The organism is Nitrincola alkalilacustris, assembly GCF_008973755.1.
Taxonomy (GTDB): Bacteria; Pseudomonadota; Gammaproteobacteria; order Pseudomonadales; family Balneatricaceae; genus Nitrincola; species Nitrincola alkalilacustris.
Genome location: NZ_WBOM01000016.1, coordinates 1 through 21,508, shown reverse-complemented (window position 1 = coordinate 21,508; position 21,508 = coordinate 1). Strand labels below are relative to the sequence as shown.

General features: G+C 53.1%; 21 protein-coding genes and 1 riboswitch. Of the genes, 8 read left to right on the top strand and 13 right to left on the bottom strand.

Going from position 1 to position 21,508, the window contains the following annotated elements:
* Positions 1 to 173: 173 nt before the first annotated feature.
* From F7R27_RS18420 to aceK, 3 genes are all read right to left on the bottom strand, one after another.
* The gene (locus F7R27_RS18420; RefSeq protein WP_151705740.1) at positions 174 to 605 is read right to left on the bottom strand and encodes a universal stress protein; all 432 of its coding nucleotides are present in this window, start codon (positions 603 to 605) and stop codon (positions 174 to 176) included.
* A 54-nt stretch (positions 606 to 659) separates the two neighbouring features.
* On the bottom strand, positions 660 to 1,640 hold the full coding sequence (locus F7R27_RS18415) for a TAXI family TRAP transporter solute-binding subunit (protein ID WP_151705739.1): 981 nt from the start codon (positions 1,638 to 1,640) through the stop codon (positions 660 to 662).
* Positions 1,641 to 1,798: 158 nt separating this feature from the next.
* Positions 1,799 to 3,532, bottom strand: a complete 1,734-nt coding sequence (aceK, locus tag F7R27_RS18410) for a bifunctional isocitrate dehydrogenase kinase/phosphatase (RefSeq protein WP_151705738.1) — start codon at positions 3,530 to 3,532, stop codon at positions 1,799 to 1,801.
* Positions 3,533 to 3,670: 138 nt separating this feature from the next.
* On the opposite strand from aceK, the gene pfkA reads away from it, so the two are divergent.
* Entirely contained in the window at positions 3,671 to 4,675 is a 1,005-nt protein-coding gene (gene pfkA, locus F7R27_RS18405) for a 6-phosphofructokinase (protein WP_151705737.1), read from the top strand.
* Between the two features lie 35 nt (positions 4,676 to 4,710).
* Here pfkA and F7R27_RS18400 read toward each other — a convergent pair whose 3' ends face one another.
* Complete coding sequence (locus F7R27_RS18400) at positions 4,711 to 4,896, bottom strand: CPXCG motif-containing cysteine-rich protein (protein WP_151705736.1); 186 nt, start codon at positions 4,894 to 4,896, stop codon at positions 4,711 to 4,713.
* A gap of 150 nt (positions 4,897 to 5,046) precedes the next feature.
* A riboswitch (TPP riboswitch) is annotated at positions 5,047 to 5,137 on the top strand.
* A gap of 60 nt (positions 5,138 to 5,197) precedes the next feature.
* Between F7R27_RS18400 and thiD the strand changes: the two genes are divergently transcribed.
* The gene (gene thiD, locus F7R27_RS18395; protein WP_151705735.1) at positions 5,198 to 6,058 is read left to right on the top strand and encodes a bifunctional hydroxymethylpyrimidine kinase/phosphomethylpyrimidine kinase; all 861 of its coding nucleotides are present in this window, start codon (positions 5,198 to 5,200) and stop codon (positions 6,056 to 6,058) included.
* Positions 6,059 to 6,090: 32 nt separating this feature from the next.
* A complete protein-coding gene (thiC, locus tag F7R27_RS18390) occupies positions 6,091 to 7,971 on the top strand; it encodes a phosphomethylpyrimidine synthase ThiC (RefSeq protein WP_151705734.1) in 1,881 nt (626 codons plus the stop codon).
* 81 nt (positions 7,972 to 8,052) lie between these two features.
* Here thiC and F7R27_RS18385 read toward each other — a convergent pair whose 3' ends face one another.
* Entirely contained in the window at positions 8,053 to 9,642 is a 1,590-nt protein-coding gene (locus F7R27_RS18385) for a sensor domain-containing diguanylate cyclase (protein ID WP_151705733.1), read from the bottom strand.
* Between the two features lie 146 nt (positions 9,643 to 9,788).
* Here F7R27_RS18385 and F7R27_RS18880 point away from each other — a divergent pair, with 146 nt between their 5' ends.
* Both F7R27_RS18880 and F7R27_RS18375 read left to right on the top strand, forming a co-directional pair.
* On the top strand, positions 9,789 to 10,820 hold the full coding sequence (locus tag F7R27_RS18880) for a methyl-accepting chemotaxis protein (RefSeq protein ID WP_420846639.1): 1,032 nt from the start codon (positions 9,789 to 9,791) through the stop codon (positions 10,818 to 10,820).
* Between the two features lie 73 nt (positions 10,821 to 10,893).
* The gene (locus tag F7R27_RS18375; protein ID WP_151705731.1) at positions 10,894 to 11,322 is read left to right on the top strand and encodes a VOC family protein; all 429 of its coding nucleotides are present in this window, start codon (positions 10,894 to 10,896) and stop codon (positions 11,320 to 11,322) included.
* 32 nt (positions 11,323 to 11,354) lie between these two features.
* Here the strand turns inward: F7R27_RS18375 and F7R27_RS18370 are convergent, their stop codons facing one another.
* The 5 genes from F7R27_RS18370 to hisB form a co-directional block, all read right to left on the bottom strand.
* Entirely contained in the window at positions 11,355 to 12,683 is a 1,329-nt protein-coding gene (locus F7R27_RS18370) for a diguanylate cyclase (protein WP_151705730.1), read from the bottom strand.
* Between the two features lie 19 nt (positions 12,684 to 12,702).
* Complete coding sequence (gene hisF / locus F7R27_RS18365) at positions 12,703 to 13,476, bottom strand: imidazole glycerol phosphate synthase subunit HisF (protein ID WP_151705729.1); 774 nt, start codon at positions 13,474 to 13,476, stop codon at positions 12,703 to 12,705.
* A 10-nt stretch (positions 13,477 to 13,486) separates the two neighbouring features.
* On the bottom strand, positions 13,487 to 14,227 hold the full coding sequence (gene hisA, locus F7R27_RS18360; protein WP_151705728.1) for a 1-(5-phosphoribosyl)-5-[(5-phosphoribosylamino)methylideneamino]imidazole-4-carboxamide isomerase: 741 nt from the start codon (positions 14,225 to 14,227) through the stop codon (positions 13,487 to 13,489).
* A 68-nt stretch (positions 14,228 to 14,295) separates the two neighbouring features.
* Positions 14,296 to 14,943, bottom strand: a complete 648-nt coding sequence (hisH, locus tag F7R27_RS18355; protein ID WP_151705727.1) for an imidazole glycerol phosphate synthase subunit HisH — start codon at positions 14,941 to 14,943, stop codon at positions 14,296 to 14,298.
* A 2-nt stretch (positions 14,944 to 14,945) separates the two neighbouring features.
* Positions 14,946 to 15,539 carry an imidazoleglycerol-phosphate dehydratase HisB gene (gene hisB, locus F7R27_RS18350; protein ID WP_151705726.1) on the bottom strand — a complete coding sequence of 198 codons (594 nt, stop codon included), beginning with the start codon at positions 15,537 to 15,539 and terminating at the stop codon, positions 14,946 to 14,948.
* Between the two features lie 231 nt (positions 15,540 to 15,770).
* Here hisB and F7R27_RS18345 point away from each other — a divergent pair, with 231 nt between their 5' ends.
* From F7R27_RS18345 to F7R27_RS18335, 3 genes are read left to right on the top strand one after another with little or no spacing between them, the layout of a single operon-like run.
* Positions 15,771 to 18,038, top strand: coding sequence for an AsmA family protein (locus F7R27_RS18345; protein ID WP_168927559.1), 2,268 nt, complete (start codon positions 15,771 to 15,773; stop codon positions 18,036 to 18,038).
* A 14-nt stretch (positions 18,039 to 18,052) separates the two neighbouring features.
* Positions 18,053 to 19,117, top strand: a complete 1,065-nt coding sequence (gene mutY / locus F7R27_RS18340; RefSeq protein ID WP_151705724.1) for an A/G-specific adenine glycosylase — start codon at positions 18,053 to 18,055, stop codon at positions 19,115 to 19,117.
* 25 nt (positions 19,118 to 19,142) lie between these two features.
* Positions 19,143 to 19,427 (top strand): oxidative damage protection protein, encoded by a 285-nt coding sequence (locus F7R27_RS18335; RefSeq protein WP_151705723.1) that lies wholly within the window; start codon positions 19,143 to 19,145, stop codon positions 19,425 to 19,427.
* A gap of 9 nt (positions 19,428 to 19,436) precedes the next feature.
* Here F7R27_RS18335 and F7R27_RS18875 read toward each other — a convergent pair whose 3' ends face one another.
* The 3 genes from F7R27_RS18875 to F7R27_RS18315 all read right to left on the bottom strand — a co-directional run.
* Entirely contained in the window at positions 19,437 to 19,907 is a 471-nt protein-coding gene (locus F7R27_RS18875) for an excalibur calcium-binding domain-containing protein (protein WP_240776439.1), read from the bottom strand.
* Between the two features lie 81 nt (positions 19,908 to 19,988).
* Positions 19,989 to 20,948 carry a hypothetical protein gene (locus F7R27_RS18320; RefSeq protein ID WP_151705722.1) on the bottom strand — a complete coding sequence of 320 codons (960 nt, stop codon included), beginning with the start codon at positions 20,946 to 20,948 and terminating at the stop codon, positions 19,989 to 19,991.
* Between the two features lie 203 nt (positions 20,949 to 21,151).
* On the bottom strand, positions 21,152 to 21,508 hold a 357-nt coding region (locus F7R27_RS18315; RefSeq protein ID WP_151705721.1), incomplete at its 5' end, for a transposase.

Below are 21,508 nucleotides of genomic sequence, written 5' to 3'. Positions count from 1 at the left end.
TGATTAAGCTTGTGTGCTTAACCTCGACAAGCGCCCACTTGTATTACCTGATCAACTTGTTAAAGAGCGGCTTGAGCACCCGCCGTAGCGGTGTTTGTTGTCTCAAGCGAGGTGCGTATTCTACATGGAAATGAGGGGGAGTCAACAGGTGAATTTGCTTTTTTCAGTAATATTTACAATCTCACTACCAGCACAGAACATTTGGCTTTTTCCACCACTCTGGAGGTCACTGACCCAATCAAAATATTCTCCACCCTGTTGTGATTGTGACTGGGCATGATGATCAGATCCGACTCAAACTGGTTCGCCGCCTTGATGATCTCCTTGTGGGCGACCCCCTCGGCAACATGCACCCGGCAATTTTCAAGTTCTGGTGCCTGCTCTGCCAACAGTTCGGTCAATTCGCTGCGAAGCGCTGCCATGGCATTCTGTATGGCATCGGCAGGCAGGTGCGATGACAGCAATGGTATATGCAGCCCTGGCAGGACCGTCATGATATTGATTCTTGCGTCCGGGTTATCTACATAGTTACTCAACAACCTGAGGGCTTTTTCTGCTGTTGGTCTGTTCTGCAGATCTAGAGGAACAAGAATATTCTTGAACATGTCGGACCCCTTATCAGGCTTGATTCTGGTCTGGCAGAGTTGCTCTCACTTGCATCAGAGCAGCCCCACCTCTCGATAGTACTGTTCAGCACCGGGATGCAGGGGCGCACTCAACGCATCCTTGACCATCTCTTCTTTTTTCAGGTTCTCAAAGGCAGGATGCAGACGTGTAAATGCTTCGAAGTTTTCAAATACCGCTTTGACTATCTCATATACCACATCATCCGGCACTCTGGCCGAGGTCACCAAGGTTGCTGCCACACCAAAGGTTGTAACATCTTCATCATTACCACGATACATGCCGCCAGGGATGGTAGCCTTGCGGAAATAGCTTCTATCCTTAATCAGCTGCTCGACACCCGGGTCCATCACATTGACCAGACGACTGCTGCAGGTTGTGGTCGCCTCCTGGATTGCACCACTGGGATGACCGACTACATAAACCATCGCATCAATACGGTCATCGCACAATGCACTGGACTGCTCCGCTGCTCTCAATTCCAGCGCCTCGGAAAAGTCACTCACAGTCCAGCCCCTTGACTCCATCAATGCCTCGATGGTGGCGCGCTGGCCGGAGCCCGGGTTGCCTATATTGACTCGTTTGCCCTTAAGCTGGTCAAACTCCGTAATACCTGCATCAGATCTGGCCACTACAGTGAAAGGCTCTGCATGCAGTGAAAAAATGGATCGAAGATCTGGATTAGCGCCCTGATCGGCAAAGGCTTCACTGCCATGGTAGGCATGGTACTGTGCATCAGACTGAGCCACCGCCAATGCCAACCCACCCGACTTGATAGTAGTCAGGTTATAGACCGACCCCCCCGTGCTCTCGACCGAGCAACGGATACCGTGCTCAGCCCGCCCCCGGTTTACAAGACGACAGATAGCTCCACCTGTCGGATAGTAAACACCCGTGACTCCCCCCGTTCCTATCGTAACGAAGGTGTTCGCTTCAGATTGGGCCGGGACTAACGCTCCACCCAGACTGATCCCCGCTGCAACAACCGCCAACATCAATGTTCTGCTCAGCGCCATGATGAAGCCCCTGTATTCATCTCGAGTAACGTCATTTCACCTTTTCGTCCAAGCCATATCTACCAGAATGAATGTACGCCATTCAGTATTGTTCACTGGAGAAAATGCTTCAACTAAAGTCTGCTATTAGTCTGCATTTTCATCAGATTCATACTGAATCAACAACGTGGGAAACGTTTGATCTTTCTGTAGGGGAATACATCCACTATCTCACCCTTGCGAATCTGCTCCTGCATCTCCTTCCAGAAGCCGATATCGAGCAGATCCCCATGCAGCTCATTGAATATCTTCCTGACCGTTGTATTACAGGCGGTGAGTATCGTGAACTCTTCAGGGAATACATCATTCTGGCCAATGGAGTACCAGGGCTCTCCCGACATCTCCTGCTCCGGGTACATCGCCTCAGGAATTCGCCTGAAGTTGCACTCGGTCAGATACAGAATCTCATCATAGTCATAGAACACCACCCGGCCATGGCGCGTCACACCGAAGTTCTTGAACAGCATATCACCGGCAAAGATATTCGCGGCGGCCAGTTGCTTGATCGCTTTACCGAACTCGTTGATGGCATGAAAAAGCGCGTATTCATCTTTCTTCGCAAGCGCCTCGTCAATATAGATGTTCAGCGGCGTCATGCGACGTTCAGTCCAGAGGTGTGAGATAGTCACACTGTGCTCATCCACCTTGACCGAAGACGCTGCAACCTTTTGCAACTCATCCAACAACTCCTGAGAGAAGCGATCGCGGGGAAAGACAAAGTTGGAAAACTCCTGTGTATCCGCCATGCGCCCGACACGATCATGGCGCTTTACCAACTGATACTTCTCTTTGACTGTCGCCCGGGTGATCGACTTGGAAGATGAGAAGCGATCCTTGATGATCTTGAACACTACCGAAAAGGAGGGAAGGGTAAATACGGTCATCACCATTCCCTTGATACCCGGCGCGATAACGAACTGATCATCCGAACTGCCCAGATGATCCATGAAATCACGAAAAAACTCCGCCTTGCCCTGCTTGTAAAAGCCTATGGAGCTGTACAGCTCGGCCTTGGACTTCATTGGAATCAAGCTGTGCAGAAAGCGAATGAACTCAGACGACACATTCACATCCACCAGAAAATAGGAGCGGGTAAAGCTGAAGATAATCGACACATCAGACTCCTCACTGATCACGGTATCCACATAAACAGCGCCCTGATCGTTATGCAGCACCGGAATAACGAAGGGCACCTGCTTGTCTACGAAATGCACCCTGCCGACAATGTAAGCCGCCTTGTTACGGAAGAAAACGCTCTTAACGACCTCTATCTGCGCCTCATCCTGGCTGATCATCTCCTGTGACAGGTTCTTATTGACGTAATGAATCAGGTTGCGAACATCTCTGCGTTTATTTTCCCAGGGGATATCAAAGGCATAGTCATCCAGCAGCTTATTGAGCATATTCACCAGACCATCCTTCAGCGAATAGCTGCGATAGATTTCGTCGCCGGAGGTAATCACCCGCCCCTCCATGGAGGAGCGGATAAACATGTTTTCGTTGGAGATGTGCAGGTGTTTGAACAGCTTGCAATACAGTGAGTTGAAGAAGGTTTCCGACAGTTCGAAGTCATCACGTGTTCTGATGATCTCCGTATAGTGCTGCTTGGCCTGATGCCACAGATCCGATTCATAGACCCTATCGCCGAAGCGTTCGAGCAACACAGTGGCAGCCTCACCGACCATCTGCTCATACAGGTCGATTCTATCCGATCCAAGCTGCTGAAGACCCCGCCAGTCTGCCGCTTCAAACAACGGCCGCGCCTTGGCTGTCAACTCCTTGAAGCGGGTACGGTAGCCGGTGAAGTTCTGCAGTGCGGTTTCGGCAATCTGTGCCGGATAGCTGTTACTCATGGCCAATATCCCTTTACTGCTTAATTCTATGATCGATATTTAACAGTTTTTTAATCAAAGCACTATTAACGTATTGTTCAATATATACTCTTAATATGTTGCGGATGCTGCCTGCCAAGGCGCACACAGGAGGATGCCATGTACGAACTGCCTGTTCTGGAACCGAAACTGCCACTCAAGGCGCTTGCCGTAATGACCAGCGGCGGCGATGCGCCAGGTATGAATGCCGCCATAAGGGGCGTGGTCCGTACTGCTCTCAATCACGGAATTGAGGTGTATGGTATCAAGCGTGGCTTCAGCGGTCTGCTTGAAGATGACATGCAACTGCTGGACAGCCAATCAGTCTCTAACATAGTGCAGCGTGGTGGCACCTTTCTTAAAAGCGACCGCTGTGAGGCCTTCAAGCAGCCGGAAGTCAGAGCCAAGACCGCGCAGATCCTGCGCCAGAAGAGTATTGATGGGCTGGTGGTGATAGGTGGTGATGGCTCACTGACCGGCGCTCATCTGCTGGAAGAGGAAACAGGCTTCGCGACCATCGGCATTCCCGGCACCATAGATAATGATATCTTCGGCTCGGACGATACCATCGGTTTTGATACTGCCGTCAATACCGCGCTGGATGCCATCGACAGAATCAGGGATACCGCCCACTCGCATGAGCGCCACTTCCTGGTCGAAGTGATGGGGCGAAACTCAGGCTTTATCGCCACACATGTCGGTATTGCTGCCGGTGCGGAGATGATAGTCGTACCCGAGCATGCACTGGATCTGGAAGCATTGAGTCTGCAACTGGCCAGCAGCCGAGTCGCGGGCCATGGTTCGAGCGGGATAATCGTCGTTGCCGAGGGCAAGATACCCGGTCTGACCGGACGACTCGCCGAGCAGTTACGTATTCATGGTCAGAAACCGCATGTCTGCATTCTCGGACACATTCAGCGGGGTGGCTCCCCGACGGGGCATGATCGTGTGCTGGCATCCTGCTTAGGTGCGATGGCCGTCAAATACCTGCTGGCAGGTTACAGTGACATCATGGTAGGTGTTCGAGACGGGCGCATTGTGGATACTCCACTGGATGATCTGCTGCGTTACCGTAAGGGGCTTGATCCTGAGTTGCTGAATATTGCTCTGCAGTTGCACCGCTGAAGCGCGACTTATTATATTAAGAGCAGATAAGAGAGTCAGCCATTTTCCCGACTGACGCTGACCTGCACACCGTCAGTCACCTGTGCATGCACGAGTATCGGACTGCAGCACACTTGACAATCCTCCACATACTCCTGATCCGCCTCGCTGCAATCAACCATCAGACTGAGTGGGGCACTGCAATAGGGGCAGAGAATTTCGACTGATTCAATTGGGTTCATGGATAACTCCTTTACAACCGTCCGGCTTTGCGGACAACACTACATCGCACTACATACTTAACTTATAGCTCAATAGCTGAAGGATTACCTGAAGCCAGGACCGGAACAGCCCTTGTATCTGAACAGTGAAAACGTATAGACTTGCGTTGATCATTTCGATCGGGGTGCCCACTGGGCTGAGATCATACCCGCTGAACCTGATCCGGCTAACACCGGCGTAGGGAATCAAGATCGCTTCGTATGACATCTCGCTTTTTCCCAGCGACACCCTGTATGGACTTATCCACACAGGAGTTGCTCCATGATAGCTGACACAGCCATCGCCATGACCCTTGCAGGCTCCGACAGTGGAGGCGGCGCGGGTATTCAGGCAGATCTGAAAACCTTTTCGGCACTGGGTGTTTTCGGTGCATCTGTCATTACTGCACTGACGGCTCAGAACACACGTGAAGTGCGTGCCATCCTGCCGATCCCTGCCGATTTCATTCGCAGCCAGATTCAAGCCGTGCTTGATGACCTGAATGTGGCTGCCATCAAGGTCGGCATGCTCGGTGATGTTGCAACGATTGAATGTGTTGCGAAGGCGCTGAGTGAATACCCTGCTCGTCCGATCGTGCTTGATCCCGTGATGATCGCCAAAAGTGGCGATGCCCTGCTGCAGGGAGATGCGATCAATTCGCTGCGAAGCCTCTTGTTGCCTCGCGCCAGCCTGATCACACCCAACCTCCCGGAAGCAGCTCGACTGACTGACCGCCCCGAACCCAGCACAGTGCAACAGATGCATGACCTGTTACCTGCCCTTCACAGCCTGACCGATGCAGCGATCCTGCTCAAAGGTGGGCACCTGCAGAACCTCAATCAAGAGAGCGGCAACCAAGCCATTGACCTGTTCAGTGACGGCACTCAGGTCATTGAGCTGACATCCGTGCGCTACAACACCGGCAATACCCATGGCACCGGCTGTACGCTGTCATCCGCCATTACCGCCTTTCTGGCGCGACAGATGACTCTACCCGATGCCGTTCGTGCCGGTAAACATTACATCAGCAATGCGATCAAGACCGCAGATCAGCTGAAGGTAGGTTCAGGTCACGGCCCGGTCAATCACTTCCATGAGTGGTGGCATCAGGACAGCAATAACCCCTCATACATTCCCAACTAAATGCAAATAACAAATCCCCTCAGGACTGTCATATGAACAAACCCAATAAAGTACTCAGTGAAAGCGCCATCGTCGATCAGCACTCCGTGCAACCCTTCCCTCGCTCACGCAAGGTATACATAGAGGGCAGCCGCCCGGATATTCGTGTACCGATGCGTGAAATCAGCCTGGATGACACACCCACCGAGATGGGTGGCGAGAAAAACGAGCCGTTATATGTCTATGACACCTCCGGCCCCTATACCGATCCAACCGTCAGCATCGATGTACGTGAAGGTCTGGCACCGCTGCGCGAGACCTGGATACTGGAGCGCGACGATACCGAAGTACTGTCACAGTTGAGCTCAGAATATGGTCGCGCGCGCGAAGCGGATCTGCGTCTGGACAGCCTGCGCTTCAACCTCAAGCGCAAACCTCGCCGTGCCAAGGCCGGCAAGAATGTCTCCCAGTTGCACTATGCGCGTCAGGGGATCATCACTCCTGAGATGGAGTTCATCGCTATCCGCGAGAACATGAAACTGGCCAAGCACCGTGCCGACGGTAACGTCATCGCACAGCAGCATCCGGGCCACAACTTCGGTGCCCGTCTGCCGGAAGAGATCACTCCAGAGTTCGTGCGTGCAGAAGTCGCAGCCGGGCGGGCCATCATCCCCTGCAACATCAACCATCCTGAGCTGGAACCGATGATCATCGGCCGCAATTTTCTGGTCAAGATCAACGGCAATATCGGCAACTCGGCTCTCACCTCATCCATTGAAGATGAAGTAGAGAAGATGACCTGGGGAACCCGCTGGGGCGCCGACACCATCATGGATCTGTCGACCGGCAAGAATATTCATGAAACACGTGAATGGATTCTGCGTAATGCGCCGGTTCCCGTGGGCACAGTCCCTATCTACCAGGCCCTGGAGAAGGTCAACGGTGTTGCCGAAGATCTCAACTGGGAAGTGTTCCGCGATACACTGATCGAACAGGCTGAGCAGGGTGTTGATTACTTCACCATCCATGCCGGTGTACTGCTGCGCTATGTGCCGATGACTGCCAAACGCATGACCGGTATTGTATCCCGCGGCGGTTCGATCATGGCGAAGTGGTGTCTGGCACACCATGAGGAAAACTTCCTCTACACCCATTTTGAAGATATCTGCGAGATCTGCAAAACCTATGATGTCGCCTTCTCACTGGGTGATGGTCTGCGCCCCGGCTCGGTATATGATGCCAACGACGAAGCGCAGTTTGCCGAACTGGAAACCCTGGGTGAGCTGACCAAGATCGCCTGGAAACACGATGTGCAGGTGATGATCGAAGGCCCTGGCCATGTACCGATGCACATGATCAAGGAGAACATGGACAAGCAGTTGGAGGTGTGTGATGAAGCACCCTTTTATACGCTTGGCCCGCTGACCACGGATATTGCGCCGGGTTACGACCACATCACGTCGGGTATCGGTGCGGCAATGATCGGCTGGTATGGCTGTGCGATGCTTTGCTATGTCACACCCAAGGAGCACCTTGGCCTGCCAAACAAGGAAGATGTCAAAACCGGCATCATCACCTACAAGATTGCGGCGCATGCGGCGGATCTCGCCAAAGGACACCCGGGTGCTCAGATACGCGACAACGCCATGTCCAAGGCGCGCTTCGAGTTCCGCTGGGAAGATCAGTTCAATATCGGGCTGGACCCGGACACGGCCCGCGCCTTCCATGATGAAACCCTGCCCAAGGACTCCGCCAAGGTCGCCCACTTCTGCTCCATGTGCGGTCCAAAATTCTGCTCCATGAAAATCTCTCAGGAGGTACGAGAGCTGGATGCGGAACAGGTGGCAGCGATGTCATCACAGGTTGAACAGGGCATGCAGGAAAAAGCGGAAGAGTTCAAAGCCAGAGGCAGTGAGCTCTACAGCAAGGTATAAGCCAGGGCTGGTCTGAACAACTGACCTGTACTCCTCGTCGCCCCTCCCTCGGGAGGGGCGATAAACGCCGTCTCAGAAGTACTATTTCAACAGACTGTAATCCGCCGAAAGACTCAAGTGACGAGCGCAGATCCGATTGCGTCCTTGCGCCTTGGCTTTGTACAGCTCCTGGTCCGCCATTTCCAGCAGAAAAGAAAGTTTCACTGTGCGATAAGCCTGGCTGGGTTTTTCCACACATACCAGACCTATACTGGCTGTTACCACAGGCGACACTTTTGAATCAGGATGCTCCAACTGCAGACCCTCTATCGCTTGCCTGAGCGCCTCCATACGTTCGGTTGCCACTTCTGCCGACAAACCATTGATCACAATCACGAACTCCTCCCCGCCCAGACGAGCAGAAAACTCACTGGCTCGCCGGGTAAACCCATGCAACAACTCACCCAACTTGCGCAATGCCTGATCACCCTGGTTATGTCCAAGGCTATCGTTGTATGCCTTGAAGTAATCCAGATCAATTATCGCCAGCATAAAGGGCTTCTCGACACGCCGCGCCCGTCGCCAGGCCGACTCCGCATACTCATCAAAAGCACGCCGATTGGGTATCCCTGTCAGGCTATCTGTCTGCGACAAGTACAACAACCGTTTGTATTGCATATCGACAAGATGCACCGACCGATTAAACGCCAGACGAAACTGCTCCAGCTCCCAGATCGGCATCGCAACCGGAAACTCCTCCATCGTTTCCTTGCTGACCATCGTCTCAATATGTTCAACATGAAGCTTCAGTGGTTTGAGCAGTAGCCTGTCAGCAATGAAAAACAGCAGTAGAGGGGTCAGCACTATGCCCAGCAGCATCAAAACATCCCCAGTACGCAACATCACCGGATCAAAAAGTGGATCATGGGTGATTTCCATCAAGAGTAGTGGGCGGCCAGACACATCCTGCAACACTCTCAGGCGTTGTTTCTGGTACCCCTCGACTAACCTGTCGCTGTGCAAGGGCTCAATATCAGACAGCCTTATCGTCGTCAGTGCCGGCTGCATCTTGATCTGCAGGCGGGTGACAGCCTCAAGACCCCGAATCTGCTCATCGGTGATCAACTGGATAAACATCAGATAACCTGCCGGTTCAGCCTCATCCATTGAGTCAGTGATATAATCCAGAGCAAAACCGGCTGCTCCCTGCTGCGTCGCCAACCACCCTACCCTATCCAATGCCTCTCCTGCCTCATACCCCTGAAACAACAGGTCCTGCGGGAGCTCTGCCAGAACCGAAGTCAGAGGCACAAGCATTTCGCGCCGCTGATCATAACCCTGCCCATAAACCAGTTGAAACTCATGATCAAACAGAAGTATGGCAACCAGTTCAAAGGTATCAAAAGTACCCGATATCAGATTGGCCCTGATATAGGCGTCCCCCCCATCCGGGTTGAGAATATATTCATAGGTATCATCCCAGTGCGCCCAATCCCTGACCACATTACTCAGATGATGCTGGTTAAGCCTCAGCCCCTCCTGCAGGCTGGTCAGCTCACGCAACTGGTGCAACTCGATTGTCGCGACTTCTCGAGGATACTCAACGACCAGGCGATAGGTCAGGAATGCCGCCGTGAACAGCAACATGCAGACAAGTAAATACTGTAGAAAATAGCTTCGAATCGATCGCATGGGACGGCTTCTCGAATATCTGCCAGTACTTAAGCACTATAGTTTAGGAAGTTGTTTTTCGCGCCGTTTTTTCAAGAAGATCATCATCCTTTACTAATGTATTGATACAATTATCCAGAATGCTGACCTGACCCATTTTTTACATTATGCTGGCAGACCAGCCGAACAACGGCTGCATACTAATAACAACAAGCAACCCAGCCAGTTGTCCACCGAGTATCACAACTCTTGTTCAACTGAAGCACAGCTGGCAGATTAGTCTCAGAGGCTTTTGCATGATCAATTGGTTCAAGAAATCATCCCTGGCAGGATTTGAAATGGTAGACAGCCAGGAGCTGGCTACTCTACGCAAGCAGGCAGAACAGCTCACCAGCCTTCGTCAGAGCACAGCCCTGTCGCAAGCACAGGAACTCAGCCAACAATCCCGAAGCATCCAGCAAGATGCCATGAAACGCCTGAAAGAGATCCAATCCACACATAATCAGGTTGAAGCCTTTGTGCATCAGTCACACGAGATCGAGGCCTCCTCATCCGAAGCAAGCACCCTTGCCGATCAAACCACCGAAACCGGTCAGGAGTGCATCAGCTCTCTGACCAGGCTGGGCCAGAATATTGAACAGTCGGCCAGCTATATCGCTGATTTCACAACCCGCCTGACCGAGCTGGAAAGCAAGAGCAAGAATATCGACAAGCTGGTTGAGTCGATCAAGGGCATTGCCGATCAGACCAACCTGCTGGCCCTGAATGCCGCGATTGAAGCAGCAAGAGCAGGTGAGCATGGCCGTGGATTTGCCGTGGTGGCTGATGAAGTACGCTCACTGGCGACAACAGCCAACCATTCTGCAGAGCAGATCCAGGCCGAAATGCGCGTGATCATGGAGATGTCCGGCTCCGTGCTGGCCAAGCAGCAGGATGTACAGCAACTGATCAATACCAGTGTTGATATCTCTCGGCAGACCACCGAGAAACTGACAACCCTGTCGACCATCTCGAAGCAGAGTGCCGGCGCAGCCCAGATCACCATTACTCAAGTGCGCCAGCAACTGGTCTCCTCAGATCAGGTTCTGAAGACTGTAGACAAGCTTGTTGCGGGAACACAACAGATGGTTGAGGCTTCGGGCTGCAGTCAGACTACTGCCGAACAACTATCCAGAGAACTTCAATCCGTGCTCAACTGATGCATCGCACTGATCAAGGCACGGATGTACTACACTGAATCAGCAGGCAAGCATAGCGCCTCGGGAGACCAACATGTTCAGGATAGCCGCCATTGATCATATCGTATTGCGCACCGCGCATCTGGACAGGATGCTGGCCTTTTATGTCGATGTACTGGGCTGTGAGGTCGAGAGAGAGCTGCCACCGGAAAAAGGACTGATACAACTGCGTGCAGGCAACGCCCTGATCGATCTGGTCCCCACCGACAGTGAGATGGGGCGCAAAGGGGGCGAAGCACCTGCAGCGACAGGCAGAAATCTGGACCACTTCTGCCTGCTGCTGGAACCGCTGTCTGAGCAGGAGATTCTGGATTATCTGCACAGCAAGGGTATTGAAGGTGGTGAATTCATGGAGCGCTATGGTGCTGAAGGGATGGGCCGCTCAGTGTATATTGAAGACCCGGATGGCAACACGGTAGAACTCAGAGCCAGACAGGACGCCTCAGCTCTGAGCTGGGTTTAAAAGCCCACCAAGGTCAGACTGCGGCCACCAACCTACTGATCGGTCCTCGCCAGCACCGCACGATTACGCCCGCTCTGCTTGGCCTGATACAGCGCCTTGTCTGCCTGTCTGACCAGCTCTGCGGTGCTTACCCCTTTAACAGCAGCCACCGCAACACCAATACTGATAGACACAGGTATCTTTAACGACTCAAACGCAACCGGATTGGCAGCCACTCCTGCCCGTATCCGTTCCGCAATATCCAGAGCCGTCTCTTTATCGCTTTGCGGCAGCAGGACCATAAACTCCTCACCACCAACCCGCCCCAGCAGATCATCATAACGCAGCAAAGATTCGACACAGGACACAAACCAGATCAAAACACGATCACCTGCTTCATGCCCATAGGTATCATTGATCCGCTTGAAATAATCGATATCCAGCATCAGCAAACCAAACTCATCCGACTCACAGGCATGCCGCTCTACATACTTGTGCAGCTTCTCGAAGAACCAGCGTCTGTTGCTGGCACCCGTCAGCTCATCATGGTGAGCCAGATAGTGCAGCTTCTCCTGAGATGCCTTGCGTTGAGCCACCTCCTCACGCAACTCTGCCGTGCGCAGGTCGATTATCCCTTCGCGCTGCTGTTTTTCTGAGTCCAGCCCCAGAATCAACTGGCGGAAACCATAAAGTGAAAAACACCCGCCGAGCGAAAGCGCCAAAAAAGCGATCAGATGAATCACAACACTATCGTGCTGAAGACGAGCTGCCAGATCCAATACATAGTGTTTAGGGAAACTGACACTGAGCCCTCCACGCAGATCCCCCAACTGATACCCCTGCGCCTGGTGGCAAGGAAGACAATTGGGCTCTATCCGCATGGCGGCCATGTAACGGAACTGTGACTCATCAATAGAGACAAACTCGCGCTGACCAGTTTGCTGAAACAGCTCCAGAGCCTGCGCCTCCCAGGGGTCGGCGGTGTTGCCCGGATTAAGCAGCTTCAGGCTGGTCAAATGGATCTCAAGATCACTGCCTTGCAGACGTTCTGCAAGCTGGCGGGTCATGTAAGCGGGGTTGAGGAGAGTCAGTGTTCGTCCCGAAGGGGATTGAATCACCTTCTCTTCCGCCTCAAGATAAGGATTGATCGGTGTGGATAACGTAACCGGTGCATACACCCCACCATGCTCGGCATTCCAGTGGCGCATCGTCTGCACCAACTGGAAAACCGCCTCTCCTCTTAAGCGTGCCATCTCATGGGCTGCTTCATCCAGCGTCTGCTGGTTAAAGTAAAGAAGAAAGCTGGTAACGACACCCCAGAAGGGTATCGGTATCAGCAGCGACCAATGGGAGCGCAAAAGACGGAGCAGGAGACTGCGCACAACAAGCTCCCTTTACAGCTCAGAGTCTGACTTCAACACCACGATCACGCATATACTGCTTGGCCTGCGGAATAGTGTATTCATTGAAGTGGAAGATCGACGCAGCCAGAACAGCATCTGCCTTGCCTGCAACGACACCATCCACCAGATGATCCAGCGTACCCACGCCACCGGATGCAATCACCGGCACCGGCACCGCCTCGCTCACGGCACGCGTCAGCCCCAGATCAAAACCGGACTTCATGCCATCCTGATCCATTGAGGTCAGCAGTATCTCACCGGCACCGAGATCCACCATCTTGCGCGCCCACTCAACCACATCAATCCCGGTTGCCTTGCGCCCGCCGTGGGTGAAGATCTCCCAGCGCGGCTCTTCGCCGGGGCCTGACACCTGCTTGGCATCGATCGCGACAACAATACACTGCGAACCGAAACGCTCTGCGGCTTCGCGGACAAACTCGGGATTAAACACAGCAGCAGTATTGATCGAAACCTTATCGGCACCGGCATTCAGCATGCGCCGGATATCCTCACAGGTGCGGATACCGCCACCGACCGTCAGCGGAATAAACACCTCGGCAGCCATACGTTCAACCGTCTGCACCGTGGTATCACGCCCTTCGTGGCTCGCGGTGATATCCAGAAAGGTGATCTCATCCGCGCCCTGCTGCTCATAGCGGCGTGCGATCTCCACCGGATCGCCGGCATCGCGGATATCCAGAAACTTCACACCCTTGACCACACGACCGTTTTCGACGTCCAGACAGGGGATAATGCGTTTTGCCAGTGCCATGCCTAACTCCTCAGCCTGCGGTCAATTGATCGCTCAGCGCCTGTGCTTCAGCCAGATCGATCGTACCTTCATAGATGGCACGGCCAGTAATTGCACCCAGAATGCCCTGATCGGCCACAGCCGCCAGACGACGAATATCTTCAAGATCCGTCACGCCGCCAGACGCGATCACGGGAATGCCAGCTTCCTGCGCCAGTGCAACGGTCGCTTCCACATTCACGCCCTGCATCATGCCATCGCGGCTGATATCGGTATAAACAATGGAGGAGACGCCATCACGGCTGAACTGCTTCGCCAGATCGGTGGCACGCACGCTGCTGATCTCGGCCCAGCCGTCGGTCGCAACAAAACCATCCTGCGCATCCAGACCGACAATGATATGGCCGGGGAAACGCTGGCACATCTCGGTAACGAACGCTGGTTCCTTGACCGCTTTGGTACCGATGATCACGTAATCGACACCTGCATCCAGATACGCCTGAATCGTTTCGGCGGTGCGGATACCACCACCGATCTGAATCGGCAGATCGGGGAAAGCCTCAGCAATCGCACGCACGATCTCGCCATTGACCGGCTCACCGGCAAACGCACCATTCAGGTCGACCAGATGCAGTCTGCGACAGCCAGCCTCGACCCATTTTGCGGCCATCTCGACCGGGTTGTCGGAGAAAACTGTCGACTCATCCATACGCCCCTGACGCAGACGTACACACTTGCCATCTTTCAGGTCGATCGCGGGAATAATTACCATCTTGATTTCCAGTTGTATCGGTTTTCAGATCCCATCACCGGCGGCCATCACAGCCCCGGGACAGCTACTCAGCGCTTGCCATCCCAGTTCAGAAAGTTCTGCAGCAGTTGCAGACCGGCTTTCTGACTTTTTTCGGGATGGAACTGCACGGCAAATACATTGTTCTGAGCCAGCGCCACATCAAACGGCACACCATATTCACAGGTGCCTGCCACCAGTGCCGGGTTATTCACACGCACATAGTAGCTGTGGACAAAATAGAAACGGCTGCCGTTGTCTATCCCCTGCCACAGAGGGTGATCAACAGTCTGCTCCACCTGATTCCAGCCCATATGCGGCACCTTAAGGCGCTCGCCCTGCTGATCCTTGAGGTTATCGCCAAAGAAATTGACGCGACCCTCGTACTCATTCAGACACTCCACGCCGCCATTCTCTTCCGAGAAGCTCATCAGTGCCTGAAAGCCAACGCAGATACCCAGAAAGGGCTTGCCGGAACGGATCGCTTCCGCCACTTCGGCATCCACACCCAGACGGCGAATCTCGGCCATGCAATCGCGGATCGCGCCGACACCCGGCAGCAACACACGATCAGCTTCGCGTACCTGCTGCGGATCAGCCGTCACCAGCACCTCCACACCCGGCTGCACATGCTCCAGCGCCTTGGCGACAGAGTGCAGATTACCCATACCATAATCGATAACGGCAATACTGCTCATGATTACAGACACCCTTTGGTGGATGGCATGATACCCTCGCCGCGCGGATCAGCTTCCAGCGCCATGCGCAGCGCACGACCAAACGCCTTGAAGATAGTCTCGGCCTGATGGTGCGTATTCTTGCCCTTGAGGTTATCAATATGCAGCGTGACCTGCGCATGATTGACGAAACCGTGGAAGAACTCGCTGAACAGATCGACATCGAAGCCGCCGACACTGCCACGTGTAAAGGTGACATCCATATCCAGACCAGGGCGGCCGGAGAAGTCGATCACCACGCGAGACAACGCCTCATCCAGTGGCACGTAAGCGTGGCCATAACGACGGATACCCTTCTTGTCGCCCACCGCCTGCTTGAACGCCTGACCCAGTGTGATACCGATATCCTCCACTGTGTGGTGGTCATCGATATGCAGATCACCCACCGCATTCACCTCGATGTCAATCATGCCATGTCGAGCGATCTGGTCCATCATGTGCTCAAGAAAAGGAACGCCAGTATCTGCCTCAAACTGACCGGTACCATCCAGGTTCACCGCGACCGTAATCTGGGTCTCAAGTGTATTGCGAGTCACCCTGGCTGTGCGATCTGCCATGCTTATCTCCGCCATCTGATCATTAGACTGTTTATTGAAAAAAAGCATTATACCGCTATCGTCAGCATAACGGCAGTTTCCGTTGTCATAGAGTTGCACTGAGGTGCATTGAACATACTCGTGAGGCAAAAAATTCGTTACACTCTTGCCACTCAAGAATTGCCACTCAAGAATGCCACCCAGGGTTGTAGTCACAAGCTGCAACCCAAAACTGCCAGAAGGATGATTGTGTTGAAACGCCTGCTCAAGCTTATTCTGGGTCTGTTCGCCCTGGCGATGACTCTGCTCCTGGCAGTCGCTGTTTATCTCACACTGTTCTTCAACCCAAATCAGTTCAAGCCAGATATCGAGCGAATCGCCCTGGAACAGGGTGGTATAGAGCTGCAGATAGACGGCAAGGTCAGCTGGGCTATCTTTCCCTGGCTGGGCTTCGATATCAGTGACATCACCACCCGCTACCCCGGGCAGACCGATCTCGCATCCCTGCGCAAGGCACATGTATCACTGCACCTTCCGGCACTGGCCTCAGGACAGATGCAAATACGCGATATCATGATCGACGGCCTGGAGCTGCATCTGCAGCGCAATCAACAGGGTCAGGTTAACTGGCTTCCTCAGGGCGGATTGCCAAGCGACGATGCACAGCACGACTTAACCAGCCCACTGCAAGAAGAAGACTCTTCAGACACACCAGCATCCGACTCTACTCTACAGGCGCCTCGGCAGGCAGCCGAGCAGGAAACTCAAGCAGAGCCCCTGTCGCTGAATATATCCTCCATCCTGATCAGCAACGCCCAGCTCAGCTATCAGGATTTGCTGCTGGATCAGACTCTTACGCTCAGCAACCTTGAAGTCACCGCCAGCAACCTGACGGCAGGCGAGCGTTTCCCTGCCGACCTGAGCTTTACCCTGCAAGGCAGCCGCGGGCCGGAGGAGCTGACAGCAACGCTGAATCTGCAGGGCGACTTTCTGCTTAACCTGCAACAGATGCAATTGCAGGCCCATAATCTGAGCAGCCGCATAGCCCTGAGCGGAACGGCGCTGCCCGCACCGCTCGATATTACCCTGAAAAGCAATCTGGAGCGGGATCTGCGCACCGGCATTACACACTTCAACAACTTCAAGCTGAGCCTTGCGAATATGCAGCTTCAGGGCAGGCTGGTGCTGGACGACGCGGCAGACGCCTCTGACATGCCCAACCTTACAGGCGAGCTTACCGTTGCACCCTTTGATCTGAAGCAGTTCATGAGTGCTCTGGGCCGCCCCCTGCCCGACACGGCAGACCCGGATGCCCTGCGCCTGATCAGCGTAAATGCAGCAATCAACGCCCAGGACAAACGCATCAGTCTTAGCCCGCTGGTGCTGCGTGTTGATGACACCAACCTGGCGGGAACCCTGGTCTACAGCCGTGAAACTCGCCATATGAACATCCATCTGCGTGGCGATGTGCTGGATGCCGATCGCTATCGCGCAGCTGCCAAGAACAGCGATCCGGATACAAAAGCCGTAACAGCAAAGGCTGAACAGACAACAACACCTGCCGGCTACTCACGCGAGCCACTGATCGAACTGGGCCTGCTGCGCCTGCTGAATGTCGATGCAATGCTGGATATGCAGCGCGTGATCTTTGCCGGCCTGAAGCTTGATCACCTCGGGATAACCGTGCAGGCAGACAAGGGGCTGATCAACCTGAGCCGTCTGAACGCTGATCTTTATGAAGGTAGCATCCGCAACAGCATGACCCTGGACGCCAGTGGCGACGACCTGCTGATCAACTCACAGCATGCTGTTCAGGCGGTACAACTGGGTAGGCTTTTGCAGGACCTGCAAGGCAGTGCTGATGAGCATACGTCCTCTATCAGCAGCATCAGCGGCCAGCTCAATGCTGATGCAGAGCTGAGCAGCTCAGGGCTATCACCACATGATCTGATCAGCCAGCTCAACGGACGCGCCAGCCTAAGCATGACCGATGGCCAGGTGCAGGGATTTGATATGGCACACAACCTGTGCCGGGAAATCACCAGCGTTGTGACTCGTAAAGAGGCTACTCCTGAAGAGGCTGCTCCTGAGGAGACCGCTGTTGAAGAGAGCACTCAAGCCCACACCACAGGCTTCAGCAACCTGCAAACCAGCCTGAGAATACGCAATGGCGTGCTCCTTAACGACGACCTTAACGCCAGTCTTGATGCCTTGCAGATCAACGGCAGGGGGCAGATAGACCTGGGCGCACAGGCGATGGATTATCGTATTGGGATGACAGCAAACAGTGAGCAGTTTGAACAGAGCTGCCCGATTGGTAGCGCACTGCAAGGCAAGGAGTTTCCGATCATCTGTGCCGGCAGCTTTGGCATGCCTGCAACCAAGCTCTGCAGACCGGATATGAGCAGCTTTACCGAACTACTGCGCCAAGAGCTGGAAAAGCGCCTGAGCCAGAAAGTGCAGGAGCAACTGAGTAAGGATGCCGTGCGCAACCTGCTGCAGGGGCTGAGGCCGGAGTGATGGCAGGTGACATCATGACTCATGACCTGAAAAGCCGCGAAGCCTTTCAACAGGCAGTACTGAGCTGGTTTGATCAGCACGGCCGCCACGACCTGCCCTGGCAGGCCGAGAAAACCGCCTATCGCACCTGGCTGTCGGAGATCATGCTGCAGCAGACACAAGTCAGCACCGTGATCCCCTACTTCCAACGCTTTATCGAGCGCTTCCCGGATCTGCAATCACTCGCCGAAGCCGATACCGACGAAGTACTGCACCACTGGACCGGCCTTGGCTACTACGCCAGAGCGCGCAATCTGCACAAGTGCGCGCAACTGATACAGGCAGAGCATCAAGGCGAGTTCCCGAGCAGCGTAGAAGCACTGGCAGACCTGCCGGGTATCGGGCGATCAACAGCAGGCGCCATCGCATCCATCGCCTTCAACCGCCGCGCCGCGATACTGGATGGCAATGTAAAACGCGTGCTGACCCGTTTTCATGCCGTGGAAGGATGGTCAGGAACACCAGCCATCATGAAGCAACTCTGGCAATATGCCGAACACTACACACCAGAGGCACGCTGCGCCGATTACACCCAAGCGATGATGGACCTGGGCGCAACGCTCTGCACCCGCAGCAAACCCGACTGCCCGGCCTGCCCACTGCAGAGCGACTGCGCAGCACTGAAGCTGGGCATCACCAACAAGATCCCCGCGCCCAAGCCCAGAAAAACTATCCCCGTGCGCCAGACCTATATGCTGATACTGCGCAACGCAGCAGGTGACATACTCCTGCAGCAACGGCCGCCCACCGGCATCTGGGGCGGCCTGTGGAGCCTGCCAGAAGTGAGCGACCTGGCTGCGCTCGATACAACGGTGAAGAAACAGCACACACCCGTGCGCCACACCTTTTCACACTTCCACCTGGATATTACCCCGGTGGAAATGCATGCTACAGCAGAGCAGCAACAACTTACCGACGCTGTGATGGAGCAACCGCAGCAGCTTTGGTATAACATGAACCAACCCGCAAAAGTCGGCCTGGCCGCTCCTGTTGAGCGATTGCTGCAACAGTTGAGCAAGCAGCCAGACAGCCTGAACTGACAGATTAAAAGCAATGGAGATAGAGATGAGCCGTACCGTATTTTGTCGTAAGTATCAGGAAGAGCTGGAAGGCCTGGAAAGAGCCCCCTACCCCGGCCCGATCGGTGAAAACATCTATGAGACCATTTCAAAGAAAGCCTGGCAGGACTGGCTGAGCCATCAGACCATGCTGATCAACGAGAAGCACCTGAATATGATGGATGCCTCGTCACGCGAGTATCTGAAGCAGGAGATGCAGAAGTTTTTTGCAGGCGAGGATTATGACAAGGCTGAGGGGTATGTGCCGCCTGTTGAGAAGGGTGAGGCTTGATTTACAGCCTCACCTGCACCACTGCCTCTCACATGGTATGCCATCGTTATTGCCGTCCATTTTTGTATTGGGGCAATTCCTCAGAAAATATGTTGCCTCTGCACAGGAGGTCATTTGAGAGCAATGTGTACGACCATCACATTTGAACTGTTGATTTGGCACACTTCGCGTAGAAAAATTTGAATACGAGCTTGCAGGTGCCTCAATTATTTCGCCTGCCAAGCTTGGGCCTCCAGATGTTACAGGTGACATTCCACCACCCATGTAAAGAAAAACCGCCATAATTGCAAAGCCGAAAACTTGTAGTTTGAATGGGCCCTTAGCATCCTGCCAATGAAAAATCAGGTAGATTATTGCTACTGGAGCAATAAATAAGACAGCAAGCCCCCATAGTATACTTGTCCTGAATGCCGCAATTAGTAAGCCGAGGCCACCAATAACAAATATCCCAAGCCCTATATAAATAGCTATTTCGCTCACTCTGAATACCTTTTCCTAGTACAGCGCCGTGCTCTGGCGCAAACCAAAGCGAAGCGTAGGTTTGCCTATAGCAGCACTTTGTTATGCACTTTTATACGGCTTATGATTTGCTGGGATAACATCAACAGCATATTCAAATTGAGAGTTGATTATGCTGTCAAGAATCTCGTACTTCCCATTATCCGACTTGACTACTGGCAATTTCACAGAGACCAACCCGCTTTTGCTGTTATGTGTAACCTCAAAGAGCCATGCTAAAGCTCCATGCTTATCTTGTTCGTAAGAAGCTACAGACATTGGTATTTCAGCATATTCGATTCCCCATTCAAACTCACATTCCAAGCCTATACGCACAAGCTCTCCATTATGTCCGTAGAAGAGCTCCTCACCGTCAGTTAGGCTAAAGGACAAGTTGCCTGAGCCTTCAGTATATCTGCTTGACCCAGAGATATTTTCTTCGACATTGATTTTTATCTTGCATATATCGAGCAATGAAATCATATTTTTTCGATCTAAAGACCATGCTTTTTCATCGAGGTTATGAGCCATTGGCTTTAGCCCCAGCTTTTCAATTTGTCCAGGCGCGACAAATGGACGAATGCTCTTTATGGATTTTATGTCTAGATGCCGATATTGAAATATAAAACTTATAAATTCGAGAGGGATTCGTTCTGGTGATAGTTCTTTCAATGTGACAAGAAATATTTTTGAACCATGTTGTGATGCCTTTTCTTTAATGCTGGAAGGGAATTCTTTTCTAGAAACACAGATAAGATGCTGGGCTCCAACGTCATCAATTTTACCTAGCCAGCCACGAAAGGTATTAATGTCAACTTTTGAATTTCGATCTTGCACTTCTACCAGTGTTAAGGTTTCCCTTGGAGGATTACCGTTCCTTATAACAATGTCACATTGAGTGGTATGACCCTCGACGGAGGTTAGTATTGGAAGAAAAACGTTCTGTTCTATTTTCGCGGTGGGAGATATGGAGCGTTCAATTATTTCTACAATTTTTTCAAGATCATCACCTGGCTTGCTCATTGCGCCTCTCAATATCTTGCTCAAAATTTAGATAACGAGCCTGTCGGATTAGACATTTTGAAATCAAAATCCCCAGCATCAACAGCCCGCCCTTTATTCTGATGATTATTTTCTGCTCAACTGATAAACTCAATCACCCATTCAAACAGCCTGTATTCAGAACTTGATGCGCTCAACGCACCATTAGCAGCACCAATTGCCACTTAATGGCTTTGTTGCCCCTGTGTCGCGATCTTCTCGATATTATGCACCATACAGTACATCATCCATTGGGCGCTGACCTTGGTTTTGCCTCTCAGAGTAAACCGATTCATCCCCTTGTTGCTTTCCAGATTGCCAAACACCGGTTCCACCGTGCCTAGTCGCTGGCTGTAGATATGCCGTCCCATTGGACTGTCGATCTTCTGCTTCATCTTCTCGATAAAGCCCGGCGCTGTCTTGCGATCACTCAGGATAAAGCGCACCTGACGTCCATCCACTTGATCGGCCCGACGCAGGCATTGATGCCTCAACGCACATGCCCCGCAGTGCTGCCGATACCCCTGGAAGCTGATCGTGTC

Bases quoted from the DNA above. Each gene is read 5' to 3' on its own strand.
- thiC (WP_151705734.1), top strand. From the start codon at position 6,091: ATGAACAAACCCAATAAAGTACTCAGTGAAAGCGCCATCGTCGATCAG.
- F7R27_RS18415 (WP_151705739.1), bottom strand. From the start codon at position 1,640: ATGGCGCTGAGCAGAACATTGATGTTGGCGGTTGTTGCAGCGGGGATC.
- hisB (WP_151705726.1), bottom strand. From the start codon at position 15,539: ATGGCAGATCGCACAGCCAGGGTGACTCGCAATACACTTGAGACCCAG.
- hisF (WP_151705729.1), bottom strand. From the start codon at position 13,476: ATGGCACTGGCAAAACGCATTATCCCCTGTCTGGACGTCGAAAACGGT.
- hisA (WP_151705728.1), bottom strand. From the start codon at position 14,227: ATGGTAATTATTCCCGCGATCGACCTGAAAGATGGCAAGTGTGTACGT.
- F7R27_RS18400 (WP_151705736.1), bottom strand. From the start codon at position 4,896: ATGAACCCAATTGAATCAGTCGAAATTCTCTGCCCCTATTGCAGTGCC.
- thiD (WP_151705735.1), top strand. From the start codon at position 5,198: ATGATAGCTGACACAGCCATCGCCATGACCCTTGCAGGCTCCGACAGT.
- F7R27_RS18385 (WP_151705733.1), bottom strand. From the start codon at position 9,642: ATGCGATCGATTCGAAGCTATTTTCTACAGTATTTACTTGTCTGCATG.
- F7R27_RS18880 (WP_420846639.1), top strand. From the start codon at position 9,789: ATGCTGGCAGACCAGCCGAACAACGGCTGCATACTAATAACAACAAGC.
- mutY (WP_151705724.1), top strand. From the start codon at position 18,053: ATGACTCATGACCTGAAAAGCCGCGAAGCCTTTCAACAGGCAGTACTG.
- hisH (WP_151705727.1), bottom strand. From the start codon at position 14,943: ATGAGCAGTATTGCCGTTATCGATTATGGTATGGGTAATCTGCACTCT.
- pfkA (WP_151705737.1), top strand. From the start codon at position 3,671: ATGTACGAACTGCCTGTTCTGGAACCGAAACTGCCACTCAAGGCGCTT.
- F7R27_RS18320 (WP_151705722.1), bottom strand. From the start codon at position 20,948: ATGAGCAAGCCAGGTGATGATCTTGAAAAAATTGTAGAAATAATTGAA.
- F7R27_RS18375 (WP_151705731.1), top strand. From the start codon at position 10,894: ATGTTCAGGATAGCCGCCATTGATCATATCGTATTGCGCACCGCGCAT.
- aceK (WP_151705738.1), bottom strand. From the start codon at position 3,532: ATGAGTAACAGCTATCCGGCACAGATTGCCGAAACCGCACTGCAGAAC.
- F7R27_RS18335 (WP_151705723.1), top strand. From the start codon at position 19,143: ATGAGCCGTACCGTATTTTGTCGTAAGTATCAGGAAGAGCTGGAAGGC.
- F7R27_RS18420 (WP_151705740.1), bottom strand. From the start codon at position 605: ATGTTCAAGAATATTCTTGTTCCTCTAGATCTGCAGAACAGACCAACA.